Genomic DNA, 12,247 nt, shown 5'->3' on the forward strand with positions numbered 1-12,247 from the left:
CAAGGACGTAACCCTGGCATGGGGGCGCATGCATTGGACCAGCCTGTGTTGGGTTTCATCGTTGGTGGGGTGCAGAAGTCCGGCACGACCAGCCTGTTCGGCTATCTCATGCAACACCCACAGCTGGCGACGCCGTCCGTCAAGGAGATGCATTTCTTTGACGACGAGACGCAGAACTGGACGGAGCCGGACTATCGCAAATTGGGAAGCTTTTTTTCCGACGATGCTGGGAGAGGCATCGGATTTGACGTGACCCCGATCTATCTCTTCTGGCCGCCATCGCTGGAACGGATAAAGCGATACAATCCCGCAATGAAGCTTGTCTTCATCTTTCGCGATCCGATCGAGCGAGCGTGGTCGCAATGGCGTATGGAGACCGGTAACCGGTCGGAGTATCTGCCTTTTCACCTGGCGATCCGGCAAGGCCGCTGGCGACTAAAGGGGTTGGATCAGACCGATCCGGCATGGCGTGTGTATAGCTATGTCGAACGGGGCTTTTACGCACGCCAAACACGCCGGCTATTTGCCTTGTTCCCAAGGGAGAACGTTCTGCTCCTGCGTTCACTGGATTTGTTGAGGGATCACCAACCTACGCTGGATGCCGTTGCCGGGTTCCTTTCCATCCAACCGTTTCCCCCCCTTGCTCCGCGAACAGATCATCTTGGGAGACGATGTGAGAACGAGCTTCGACCTGAGGACGTAACCTATTTGCGCGAGATTTTTTACGATGACACCGTCGAATTCTCCCGACTTTCGGGGCTGTCGGTTTCCGACTGGCCGACTATTGATTCGGGCTTGGCGGTTGAAGGCTGATGGAGCGACCCAACATCCTCTTCATCGTGGCTGACGACCTCAATTCCTGGATTGCGCCGTTGGGCCGCCATCCGGACGTCAAGACCCCTGCAATCGACCGACTCGCATCGCGTGGAACGACGTTTCTGCGCGCCTACTGCACGGCGCCCTATTGCAATGCCAGCCGGATGTCCGTGTTTACCGGATGCCTGCCGACGACAACAGGTGTCTATCAGAATGAGCCATTCTGGGAGGCGCCGCTGCGCAGGGTCACACTGCTCGAGCGCCTGCGCGAGGCCGGGTATTTTTGCATGGGTGCGGGGAAAGTGTTCCATGGCAGTTTCGACTACGCCGATGCAGGGCGCAACAGGACGCCGTCGGCAAGATGGAGCGACATCGAGAACCGCCCAGCCTTGTGGGACGAATTCCATACGACCGCCGCCGAGCCGATGCCGTTGCATCGGCCGCTCAACCGCATGTTTGATTTTGATGATTTCCCGAACGTAGCGTCGATGAATCATCACTTCGATTGGGGCGCCATCGAATCCGCTCGCGAGCCGGAGATGCCCGATTTCAAGACCGCGGACGCGGTTTGCGCCTTCCTGCAAAAACCGCACGAGCAGCCGTTCTTTTGCGCGACGGGTTTCTACAAGCCGCATTTGCCCTGGTACGTACCGCAACGATTCCTTGATCTTTATCCTCTCGACAAGGTCAGCCTGCCCTTTGTCAAGAATGACGACCTTGACGACGTTCCCGCCATCGCAAAGGCTTGGGCTCTGTCGCCGCCTGACCACGAAACCGTCCTGAAACACGGGCAATGGCGCAACGCCGTCCAAGGCTATCTCGGGGCCATTTCCTACTGCGACAGTCAGATTGGACGTGTGCTTGACGCCCTGGATGCTTCGCCCGCCGCCGACAATACGATCGTGGTCCTTTGGGGAGACAACGGGTTCCACCTGGGCGAAAAGCTGCACTGGCGGAAATTCGTGCTGTGGGAGGAAGCAACGCGAGTGCCCTTCATTCTGGTGCCGCCACGAGGTATGGCGACATCGGCTCGCGTCGACCAGCCGGTCAGTCTGGTCGACTTGTTTCCTACGCTTCTTGATCTTTGCGGGTTCGAGCCGCCAGCGGACATAGACGGCCGTTCACTCATGCCTTTGGCGCGGGGCGGCAAAATGGAAGACCATTGTGCGATCATGACATGGTTGCGCGGCAATCATTCTGTGCGGTCAAGCCGCTGGCGCTACACGCGCTACTCCGACTTGTCGGAAGAACTCTATGATTTGAGCGCCGACCCTTATGAGTGGAACAATCTGGCCGGCGACGCCCGCTTTGAGCAAATGCGCATGGATCTCGGTGCGCGCCTCCCGCCCGATCGCCTGGATTGAAGGCCAGCCAAGGGAATTTCCAAAAAAATATCTGGCGATCACTACAACTCCACGCTATGCGATACAAAGCGGCGGGGCTGGGGATTGGCACTCTAAACAGGTGATCGGTGACGGGTTTCCGTCGCTCTTGCACCACGTTAGTGTCCATGTCCTTGCGCCTGGAGTTCAGTACTACCCAATGACATCCTATGTAGAGGTCGTGTCCGGACTTCGGCCGAAGATGCGGCGCGCCATTATAATGATCCAGGATCTGGTCATGGTCCTGGTCGCGGTGGCGCTGAGTCTGGGGCTTTCTCAGTCGAGACTTTCATTCGACGCGCTCTCCACGGCCGGCCTGGCGTGCTGGGCAAGTATTGTTTTTCTCAGCCATATGCTGTTTCGCTATTGCGGCCTCTACAACACCGTGTGGCGTTTCGCCTCCACGCCGGACTTCTTCAACATCCTGAAGAGCTGCGCCATCCTGACCGTCACGCTCTATGTCGTCTCGCTGGCGGTTCGATCGTTTCAGCCGGTGACCGGCCTCAACGAGCGCCAGTTCATCGTCTTTTTCCTCGTCTCCTTCACCATCATATCGGCGCCTCGGCTCTATTACCGGTTCCTGCGCGACGGGGCGAGCTGGCGAATCCTGAGCCGCAACGCAAACAATGCGGCGATCAAACAAGCGCTGTTCGTCGGCAGGCTTGGCGAAGCAGACGTCATCATCCGCTTCACACGCACGGCCGAGCCGGCCGAATATTCCATCGCCGGCATCATGGCCATCGAGAACGGCGCGCCGTTGGGCACGCAGATACAGGGCGTTCCGGTGGTGGCCGTGCGGCCCCGCCTGGTCGAGGTCCTCGAAGAATATGCAAGAGGCACCAAAAGCCTCGACATGCTGATTTTCGGCAATGGCACCGAACGCGAGATCGAGGAATATTCGGAACTGGTCCGTGTCGCCCGTCACAGCGGTATCGCCGTCGTCCAATTCTCCGGCGTTTCGGAGCTCGGCCAAGGCGGAAAGCTGGTACTCGACGCTGTCGAGATGGAAACCATCCTGCGCCGCTCCACAGTTGCTTCCGATATGGAGCGGATCGGCGGCTTTATCGGTGGCAAGCGCGTCCTGGTCACCGGCGGCGCCGGCTCAATCGGTCGCATCCTGGTCAAGCGGTCGCTGGAACTTGGCGCCGAGGCGGTTCTGGTCGCCGATATCTCGGAGTTCGGTATTTTCCAGCTCGACCAGCAGGTTGACGAAAAGGACCATGTCCGGCTCAAGAGCCGCATCGTCGATGTCACAGACCGGCGCCAGATCACCCGCGCCGTCAGCGATTTCAAGCCCGACATCATCTTCCATGCCGCCGCGCTCAAACATGTGCCGCTGCTCGAGGAAAATTGGGAATCGGCGATCCAGACCAACATTTTAGGCACCCTCGTCTGCGCCGAGGTTGCCGCCAAATGCGGGGTGCCGCAGTTCCTGCTGATTTCCAGCGACAAGGCGGTCGATCCGACCTCGGTGCTCGGCATGACGAAACGCGCCGCCGAGCAGATCGTCTCTTCGCTGCACGAAACGCATGCCACCGGGCCTAGCGGCCGTCGCTCCGGCACCAAGTTCATCGCCGTGCGGTTCGGCAATGTCTTCGGCTCCAATGGCTCGGTCGCCACCATCTTCCAGGCGCAGATCGAGGCCGGCGGTCCGGTCACCATCACCGATCGCCGCATGACCCGCTACTTCATGACGGTGGCCGAAGCCGTCGACCTCGTCATCATGTCGGCGGCCGACGCCGAGCGGCGCCAGGGCAAGGACGACTTCGCCATCTACATGCTCGACATGGGCAAGCCGGTGCCGATCCTCGAAGTCGCTGAAACCATGATCCGCATGGCCGGCAAAAGCCCCTACACCGACATTCCGATCCGTTTCACCGGGATCAGGCCGGGCGAGAAGCTTCACGAGGTGCTGCATGGCGGCAATGAGGAGATCGTCGCGCTGGATATCCCCAAGATCTTCGGCCTCAGGACCGATGTCGTGGGATGGCCCAAGGTCCAGGAGGCGCTGACATTGCTGCAGGCGGCCATGCGCGATCAGGACAAGGCCTCGGCGCTCGCCGTCATGGCCGGCCTCTATCAGGCGGAAGAGCCTCCAAGCGACGCACGCCGGGAAACCGTTGCGAAAACAGTCGGGCAAGCTGGTTAGAGCAATTCCAGGAAAAGTGTGGAGCGGTTTTCCGTCCGGGATTGCGTCAAAACAAAGAGCCTGTCCTGATCGACCGGGATTGGCTATTGAAACCGATCCGATGGCCGTTCCCAGGCGTTTGCAGATGATTTTGAACCAGTGAGCAGACAAGATCAGCGCGTGGCCGTGCTGCTGGGCACGAAAGATGGCGCGGCTTTCCTTGACGAGCAGCTCGCGTCGCTGGCTGCGCAATCGCATCCTGTTGTCGACCTCTGGGTTTCCGACGACGGTTCGACAGACGGCACTTCGGCCATTATCGGCGCCTGGCAGAGCCGCTGGTCCAAGGGCCGGTTGACCCTGTCGAATGGTCCTCGCCAAGGCTTTGCCGCCAATTTCCGCGCGATGATCATCGATCCGCGCATCGAGGCCGACTACTACGCCTTCTGCGACCAGGACGACATCTGGGAGCCGGACAGGCTGGAGAGCGCCATTGCCTGGATGCAAGGGCACGACGCCGGAACGCCGCTGCTGTTTTGCTCCAGAACCGCGACCATGTCCGAAACCGGAGCAGCGCAAGGGTATTCGCCGCTGTTCCAGCATCCACCCGCATTTCGCAATGCGCTTGTGCAAAGCATTGCCGGCGGCAACACGATGACGATCAACCGCGCCGCGCGAAAGTTGCTGGCAAAGGCATCGGCAAGGACCGAGTTCGTCAGCCATGACTGGTGGACCTATCTGATCGTCACGGCTGCCGGCGGCATTGTCCGCTATGACCCGCGACCGCTGGTGCGCTACCGCCAGCATGAGGCAAACCTGGTCGGCGCCAACGTGTCGTGGAAGGCGAGGCTGTCGCGGCTGGGGCGCCTCTTCAGGGGCGAGTTCGCCGTCTGGACCGATCACAATCTGAGCGGCCTGGCCGTCAATCGCGACATCCTCACGAGGGATGCCGCCGCCTGTCTCGGCCTGTTCATCAGGGCGCGAAAGGGCGGTATCTTGCGACGCCTGCGCCTTCTCAGGAAAAGCGGCGTCTACCGGCAGACGCTGGCTGGGACGCTTGGGCTCTATGTGGCCTTCATCTGGCGGCGGATCTAGAGCATGCTGAGATGGCCATGAGGGGACCCAAGCGAGCTTTCGATCTCGTCGCGGCGGCGGTTCTGTTGCCGCTGACCTCGCCCGTCACCCTGCTTGCCATACTGGCAATCAGGCTGTCGTCGCCCGGACCGGCACTCCTCTCCCAAACTCGCGTCGGCCAGCACGGGGTGCTGTTTCGCTGCCACAAGTTGAGGACGATGGTTGTGGGAACGCCATCTCTGCCCTCGCATCAGGCGCCGGCAAACTCCGTCACCGCCGCCGGTAAGGTGCTGCGAAAATTCAAGATCGACGAGCTGCCGCAGCTCTGGAACGTGCTGAAGGGCGAGATGAGCCTGGTCGGGCCGCGTCCATGCCTGCCCACGCAAACCGAGTTGGTCGACCGCCGCAGGCAATTGGGTGTGCTTGCCGCACTTCCAGGCATTACCGGGCTTGCGCAGATGAGAGGCATCGACATGTCGGATCCGAAACTCTGCGCCGAAACGGATGCCGAATATCTCAGGGGGGCCTCGATCGGACTCGACGTCAAAATCCTGCTTGGCACAATCTACCGGACCTGACGGGCCTGTCGTGCAAGTTCCTCAATCCGGCCGAGCGTGTCGGTTTCCGGCATCCAGCCTTCCGAGATCAGCAGTGACGGGTCGCAAATCTGTGTCGCCATGGAAGCGTCGTACGCTGCTTTTCTGCCAAGCAGTGTGGCGAACAGCCTGAATGGCCAGGCCGGCACAGGAACGAGCCGGGTCGGAACGTCGTATCCGTGCCTGAATGCAGTCAAGATTTCGAACATCGCAACGGGGGAAGCATCGCCCAGGACATAGGTCGGGCGCGGTGGCGTGGGACGAGTCAAAAGATGCGCCACGGCGCCAGCCACCGCGTCGCGCGATATCAGCGAACGAACTGCGGTGAAAGCGCCTGAGGGCAATGGTAAGGCAATGGCGGCAGCCCGCATCATTCCACGCAGGTTTCCCTTCATGCCTTCGCCATAGACCGGCGGCAGGCGCAGCGCCGTGGCATCGGAGGGCCTGGACGCATAGGCTTCCAGTGTCTTGATCTCGCCTTCGCGTTTCGAGCGCCCGTAGGCGCATTGCGGGGCAGGGAGCGTCGCCTCGCTGATCGTTCCGCTGAAACCGGGACCGGCTACTGCCCGGATCGACGACAGATAGATGAAGCGCCCGCTTGTCCGCGAGGCGGCCGCGCGCGCCAGCTGCGCGGTCAGTGTCGCGTTGGCTGCCATGAAGTCGGCTTCGCTCGCCTTGCGGTCATTGTTGAGCGCCGCACAGTGGACGACATGGGTGATATCTCGCATCAGCGCCTGGTATGCCTGAGCCGGTGCGTCGAAGTCCGGCAACAAAACCGCATCGCTCACGGGATCGAGCCGTTCCGGGTGGCGCGATGCCATGCGCACCCCGAACCCGGCTTCGCGCAGCTGGTTGACGACCTGCCTGCCGATGAAACCCGTCGCGCCTGTGACCAGCACTTTCACGGCCGGCTTGCCTGGGGCGCCGGGGCCGGTGCCTGTTGTTCCGGCAGCATTTGTTGCCGGCCCGATGCAAGATATGTCCCGGACACCAGGAACACCATCAGTGTGGCATCGAGGATGTCGTGGCCGACCAGGATGCCGGTCAGGCCGCCGATGAGGTAGGTGATCGCAGTGACGACAATCATCGTGGCGCCGAACCGCTCGATCGCGTCCGTGCTGGTGCGCAGCACGATGGCCGCGTTTCTCGCGGCAACGAAGAACACAGCCGCGAGTGTTACGGCTCCAAGCAGCCCGGCCTCCACCAATGCAGTCAGGAAGCCATTGTGAAAATGGCTGAAGCCCGTGGACGGCATGTGGAACTGATTGTGGAATCCATCCTTTATCAGCTCACGGCTTGCAGCAATGCCGTGACCGAAAATCGGCATGTCGTGGAAGGCGCTCAGCCCAATCTGCCAAAGTGCTGCGCGCAAGCCGAGCGCGGTCGTGTGGTCGCCCTTCGTGGCGAGCGCATCCCAGTCGCTGAACAGGAAGGCCGCGCGCTCGGAAATGATGGGGAGACCAATGACCGCGATGACGATGCCGGTCGCGCCCGCAATCAGCAAAAGCCGAATGGCGTTTCTGTTGTTGAGCTTGCGACGGTTGATCAGCAGGACCGCGATGCCGGCCACCAGCATCGCCAGCCAGATGATCCGCGACCCCGAATAGACAATGGCGACCGCGCCGGCCAGTGTCGCGCAGGCCAGCAACGCCCTGTTCTTTTCGACACCCGATAAGGCGCCTGCCAGGCACATCATCATGCTGAGGCAGGCGACGGTCGCGAACACGATCGGATTGCCGGCGCCGCCTTCGGCCCGTATGCCCAGCCCGTGATATTGCACGACCGCCAGCAGCAGGGCGCCAAAACAGGCGGCGGCGCTCGCCAGCACGACGATGCGCGTCAGCGTGGTTTTCTCGGTAATGCTCCAGGTCGCGTATGAGACAGGGAAAAACAGGAAGGTGATCAGCCCTGCCAGATGCGGCGCATCCCTGGCGATCGAATTGTTGACGATGGAGGCGAGCACGCTGGCTGCGCAATAGGCATAGATGGCCACCGTCATCGCGGTCATCGGCCGGTCGATGTTGAAACGCCGTCTTTTCAGCGCAAGCAGAAGCACCGACCACAGGCCGCCGCCATTGAACAAAAAGCTGACCGCCGATCCCAGTACCGGCGGGAAAAAGAAGCACAAAATGGAGAAGGTGACGTTGATCCGTGACGGCGAAACGTGCTGCTTGATGGCGGAGATCGGGGTCAATGCTCTGGTTCACAATGCGCTGGGTCGCGTGGCGACGGACAATGTTTGGCGGCGGCATTTGCGGCATGCCGCCCGGCGCAGGTTCAGGAGCCGGTATAGCGGCTGGGTGCGGTTTTCGAAAGTGCGACGAGGTCGGGCCGGCATTTCTTTCGATTCAGGCAAGATTTTTCTGGGCCTTTGAAGGCTGTCGGTTCGCCGGGCAGGAATTTCCGGATTCTAGGCTTTTCATGGAAAATTCGTTGCCGATCGGTGTGGCCGCCGGCCTTTCCAGCGTTGTTATATCAGGTGGCGATCTGCTAGAACGCCGGCACGAACCGATAGTGTCCAGCAGTGAAGCTTGAACCGGGCGGCTGAAAAGGACGCCCGATCCATCTGATGCAAGGTCTGGATTGCACGAGAGAACGCTCACAGTCCATGAACATCGCGCTTACGCACCTGCAGCGGCTCGAGGCCGAGTCCATCCACATCTTCCGTGAGGTTGCCGCCTCCTTCTCCAAGCCGGTGATGCTCTATTCCGTCGGCAAGGATTCCTCCGTGCTGATGCATCTGGCGATGAAGGCCTTCTATCCGGCCAAGCCGCCTTTCCCCTTCCTGCATGTCGACACCACCTGGAAGTTCCGCGAGATGATCGCCTTTCGCGACCAGATGGCGCAGAAGCTCGGCTTCGACCTGCTGGTCCACGTCAATGAAGACGGCGTGCGCGACGGTATCAACCCCTTTGACCATGGCTCGAACACCCACACCCATGTCATGAAGACGGTGGCGTTGCGCCAGGCGCTCGACAAATACGGCTTTGACGCTGCCTTCGGCGGGGCTCGGCGCGACGAGGAGAAGTCGCGCGCCAAGGAGCGCATCTTTTCCTTCCGCAACGCCCAGCATGTCTGGGACCCGAAGAACCAGCGGCCGGAGATGTGGAAGATCTTCAACACCCGCATCGCGCCGGGCGAATCGATCCGCGTGTTTCCGCTGTCGAACTGGACCGAGCTCGATATCTGGCAGTACATTCTGCAGGAAAACATCCCGATCGTGCCGCTCTATTTCGCCAAGGAGCGGCCGGTGGTCGAACGCGACGGCATGCTGATCATGAAGGATGACGATCGCATGCAATTGCGCCCCGGTGAGACGATGGAGAACCGTCTGGTGCGTTTCCGCACGCTCGGCTGTTATCCGCTGACCGGCGCCATCGAATCCGACGCCGACACGCTCGAAGCCATCGTCGGCGAGATGCTGACGGCGCGCACCTCCGAGCGCCAGGGCCGCCTCATCGACCGCGATGAAGCCGGCTCGATGGAAAAGAAGAAGCGCGAGGGATATTTCTGAGCATGCGCCATATCCTGGCCAAGAGCCTCGCTCCCACCGACGGCGTGCGCGAATACATGGCGGCGCAGGAGAAGAAGTCGCTGCTGCGCTTCCTCACCTGCGGCTCGGTCGACGACGGCAAGTCGACTCTGATCGGCCGTCTTCTGTCCGACACAAAGCAGATCTTCGAGGACCAGCTCGCCGCACTCGAGCGCGATTCCCGCAAGCACGGCACCACTGGCGACGACATCGACTTCGCGCTTCTGGTCGACGGCCTCGAGGCCGAGCGCGAGCAAGGCATCACCATCGACGTCGCCTACCGCTTCTTCGCCACGCCCAAGCGCAAGTTCATCGTCGCCGACACCCCCGGCCATGAACAGTACACCCGCAACATGGCGACCGGCGCATCGACTGCCGATCTCGCCATCGTGCTGATCGATGCGCGCCAGGGTGTGCTGCGCCAGACCCGGCGCCACTCGATCATCGCTTCGCTGCTCGGCATCCGCCATATCGTGCTTGCCGTCAACAAGATCGACCTCGTCGATTTCGACCAGGCGGTGTTCGACCGTATCGTCGAGGATTACCGGCAGTTCTCGCACGAGCTCGGCTTCCAGACGATCGTGCCGATCCCGATGTCGGCCCGCTATGGCGACAATGTCACCAGCCGCTCCGGCAAGACGGCGTGGTATTCCGGCCCGTCGCTGATCGAGCATCTCGAAACCATATCGGTCGACGAGGCCGCGGTCGAACTGCCGTTCCGGTTTCCGGTGCAGTATGTCAACCGGCCCAATCTCGACTTCCGCGGCTTTGCCGGCACCATCGCGTCCGGCTCCGTCGCGCAGGGCGACGAGGTGGTGGTCGCCAAATCCGGCAAGGCCTCGCGGGTCAAGCGCATCGTCGCGCAAGGCGGCGATCTTGCCCAGGCGGTGGCCGGCCAGGCCATCACCCTTGTGCTCGATGACGAGGTCGAGGTCTCCAGAGGCAACATGCTGGTGTCGCCGGCGGCACGGCCGCAGGTCGCCGACCAGTTCGCCGCCAACATCGTCTGGTTCGACGAGGCAGCGCTGCTGCCGGGACGCTCCTATATACTGCGCACCGAGACCGACCAGACCAGCGCCACCGTCACCGACCTGAAATACCGCGTCAACGTCAACGACTTCGCTCGCGAGGCGGCGAAGTCGCTCGAGATGAACGAAGTCGGCATCTGCAATATCTCGACCCGGGCGCCGATCGCCTTCGACACCTTCGCCGACAACCGCGATACCGGCGCCTTCATCCTGATCGACCGCATCACCAATGCCACGGTCGGCGCCGGCATGATCCTGCATTCCTTGCGCCGCGCCGAAAACATCCATTGGCAGTCGCTCGATGTCGGCAAGCGCGGCCGCTCCGACCTCAAGAGCCAGCGCCCCGCCGTATTCTGGTTCACCGGTCTTTCCGGCTCGGGCAAGTCGACCATCGCCAATCTGCTTGAGAAGAAGCTGTTCGCTTCGGGGCGTCACACCTACATTCTCGACGGCGACAATGTCCGCCACGGCCTCAACCGCGATCTCGGCTTCACCGACGCCGATCGGGTCGAAAACATCCGCCGTGTCGCCGAAGTGGCAAAGCTGATGGCCGATGCCGGGCTGATCGTCATTGTCTCCTTCATCTCGCCCTTCAGCGCCGAGCGGCGCATGGCCAGGGAGTTGATGGCCGACGGCGAGTTCGTCGAAGTGTTCGTCGATACGCCGTTCGAGGAATGCGCCCGACGCGACCCGAAAGGCCTTTACGCACGGGCGCTGAATGGCGAGATCAAGAACTTCACCGGCGTCGATTCCCCGTATGAAGCTCCCGAAAATCCCGAAATCCATCTCAAGACACTCGGCAAGACGGCCGAGGAGATGGTAGAGGCTCTGGAACACTGGCTGAATGAGCGCGATATTGCCGAAGACCAATATGACAGCGGCGGCGGCATCTGACGACGAAGTGATGCTCGACGTGTTCGAGCGCCTGGCGCTCGAAGCCGGACGCGAGGTGATGCGGGTCTTCAAGGCCGGCTGCGCGGTCGACAGCAAGTCGGACTCCTCGCCGGTCACGGAAGCCGACCGCGAGAGCGAGACGATCATCCTCGCCGGCCTGCGTGCGGCCTATCCCGATATTCCGTGCGTGGCCGAGGAAGAGGTCGCCGAAGGCATTGTGCCGCCCGATCTGGATGGCGCCTTCTTCCTGATCGATCCGCTCGATGGAACGAAGGAATTCGTCAACCGCCGGACCGATTTCACCGTCAACATCGCGCTTGTCCGGCACGGCGTGCCGGAGATCGGCGTCGTCTTCGCACCGTGCAGCGGGCGGTTCTTCTCTGGACGGCCGGGCTGGGCCGAAGCAATCGAGGTCGATGGCGACTTCCGTATCGTCGGCCGCCGGCGGATTTCGGTTAGGAGGGCGGTCACGCCGCTGGCGGTCGTTGCCAGCCGCTCGCACAACACCCCGGAGACCGAAGCCTTCATCAAGGATCTCGGCGCCGCCGAGATCGTCTCGGTCGGCTCATCGCTGAAATTCTGCCTGCTCGCCGCAGCCGAAGCCGACATCTATCCGCGCTTCGGCCGCACCATGGAATGGGACACGGCGGCCGGCGACGCCGTACTGCGCGCCGCCGGCGGCATGACGCGCACGCTGGACGGCGAGCCGCTCACCTATGGCAAGCGCAAACAGAGCGACGACGAGGATTTCGCCAACCCGCATTTTATTGCGAGCGGGAAGGCGGCGGACGCGGCGTAAC

General features: G+C 61.7%; 11 protein-coding genes. 9 read left to right on the plus strand and 2 right to left on the minus strand.

What is annotated here, in order from left to right; all coding sequences use genetic code 11:
* Positions 1 to 18 precede the first annotated feature (18 nt).
* From NLY36_RS25680 to NLY36_RS25700, 5 genes are all read left to right on the plus strand, one after another.
* Complete coding sequence (locus NLY36_RS25680) at positions 19 to 813, plus strand: sulfotransferase family protein (protein ID WP_023735560.1); 795 nt, start codon at positions 19 to 21, stop codon at positions 811 to 813.
* Entirely contained in the window at positions 813 to 2,180 is a 1,368-nt protein-coding gene (locus NLY36_RS25685; RefSeq protein ID WP_023687187.1) for a sulfatase, read from the plus strand. Before NLY36_RS25680 ends, NLY36_RS25685 begins: the two co-directional genes overlap by 1 nt.
* A gap of 178 nt (positions 2,181 to 2,358) precedes the next feature.
* Positions 2,359 to 4,347, plus strand: a complete 1,989-nt coding sequence (locus NLY36_RS25690; protein ID WP_031249113.1) for a nucleoside-diphosphate sugar epimerase/dehydratase — start codon at positions 2,359 to 2,361, stop codon at positions 4,345 to 4,347.
* 138 nt (positions 4,348 to 4,485) lie between these two features.
* Entirely contained in the window at positions 4,486 to 5,418 is a 933-nt protein-coding gene (locus tag NLY36_RS25695) for a glycosyltransferase family 2 protein (protein ID WP_023687189.1), read from the plus strand.
* A gap of 17 nt (positions 5,419 to 5,435) precedes the next feature.
* A complete protein-coding gene (locus NLY36_RS25700; protein WP_023684586.1) occupies positions 5,436 to 5,975 on the plus strand; it encodes a sugar transferase in 540 nt (179 codons plus the stop codon).
* Here the strand turns inward: NLY36_RS25700 and NLY36_RS25705 are convergent.
* Positions 5,963 to 6,898, minus strand: coding sequence for an NAD-dependent epimerase/dehydratase family protein (locus tag NLY36_RS25705; protein WP_023698142.1), 936 nt, complete (start codon positions 6,896 to 6,898; stop codon positions 5,963 to 5,965). The two genes, NLY36_RS25700 and NLY36_RS25705, sit on opposite strands and share 13 nt — an antisense overlap.
* Complete coding sequence (locus tag NLY36_RS25710) at positions 6,895 to 8,001, minus strand: O-antigen ligase family protein (protein WP_245260216.1); 1,107 nt, start codon at positions 7,999 to 8,001, stop codon at positions 6,895 to 6,897. The genes NLY36_RS25705 and NLY36_RS25710 overlap by 4 nt, the downstream gene beginning before the upstream one ends.
* Here NLY36_RS25710 and NLY36_RS25715 point away from each other — a divergent pair.
* The 4 genes from NLY36_RS25715 to cysQ all read left to right on the plus strand — a co-directional run bounded on the left by NLY36_RS25715 (position 7,979) and on the right by cysQ (position 12,246).
* Positions 7,979 to 8,368 carry a hypothetical protein gene (locus NLY36_RS25715; protein WP_245260215.1) on the plus strand — a complete coding sequence of 130 codons (390 nt, stop codon included), beginning with the start codon at positions 7,979 to 7,981 and terminating at the stop codon, positions 8,366 to 8,368. The two genes, NLY36_RS25710 and NLY36_RS25715, sit on opposite strands and share 23 nt — an antisense overlap.
* Before the next feature lie 233 nt (positions 8,369 to 8,601).
* The gene (gene cysD / locus NLY36_RS25720) at positions 8,602 to 9,507 is read left to right on the plus strand and encodes a sulfate adenylyltransferase subunit CysD (protein ID WP_023670717.1); all 906 of its coding nucleotides are present in this window, start codon (positions 8,602 to 8,604) and stop codon (positions 9,505 to 9,507) included.
* Between the two features lie 2 nt (positions 9,508 to 9,509).
* A complete protein-coding gene (cysN, locus tag NLY36_RS25725; RefSeq protein ID WP_023670718.1) occupies positions 9,510 to 11,447 on the plus strand; it encodes a sulfate adenylyltransferase subunit CysN in 1,938 nt (645 codons plus the stop codon).
* A gap of 10 nt (positions 11,448 to 11,457) precedes the next feature.
* Complete coding sequence (gene cysQ / locus NLY36_RS25730) at positions 11,458 to 12,246, plus strand: 3'(2'),5'-bisphosphate nucleotidase CysQ (protein WP_031196090.1); 789 nt, start codon at positions 11,458 to 11,460, stop codon at positions 12,244 to 12,246.
* Position 12,247 lies beyond the last annotated feature (1 nt).

The sequence above is a fragment of the Mesorhizobium sp. C399B genome (genome assembly GCF_030323185.1).
GTDB lineage: Bacteria > Pseudomonadota > Alphaproteobacteria > Rhizobiales > Rhizobiaceae > Mesorhizobium.

Bases quoted from the DNA above. Each gene is read 5' to 3' on its own strand.
- cysN (WP_023670718.1), top strand. From the start codon at position 9,510: ATGCGCCATATCCTGGCCAAGAGCCTCGCTCCCACCGACGGCGTGCGC.
- NLY36_RS25680 (WP_023735560.1), top strand. From the start codon at position 19: ATGGGGGCGCATGCATTGGACCAGCCTGTGTTGGGTTTCATCGTTGGT.
- NLY36_RS25715 (WP_245260215.1), top strand. From the start codon at position 7,979: ATGGCCACCGTCATCGCGGTCATCGGCCGGTCGATGTTGAAACGCCGT.
- NLY36_RS25700 (WP_023684586.1), top strand. From the start codon at position 5,436: ATGAGGGGACCCAAGCGAGCTTTCGATCTCGTCGCGGCGGCGGTTCTG.
- NLY36_RS25710 (WP_245260216.1), bottom strand. From the start codon at position 8,001: ATGACCGCGATGACGGTGGCCATCTATGCCTATTGCGCAGCCAGCGTG.
- NLY36_RS25685 (WP_023687187.1), top strand. From the start codon at position 813: ATGGAGCGACCCAACATCCTCTTCATCGTGGCTGACGACCTCAATTCC.
- NLY36_RS25690 (WP_031249113.1), top strand. From the start codon at position 2,359: ATGACATCCTATGTAGAGGTCGTGTCCGGACTTCGGCCGAAGATGCGG.
- cysD (WP_023670717.1), top strand. From the start codon at position 8,602: ATGAACATCGCGCTTACGCACCTGCAGCGGCTCGAGGCCGAGTCCATC.
- cysQ (WP_031196090.1), top strand. From the start codon at position 11,458: ATGCTCGACGTGTTCGAGCGCCTGGCGCTCGAAGCCGGACGCGAGGTG.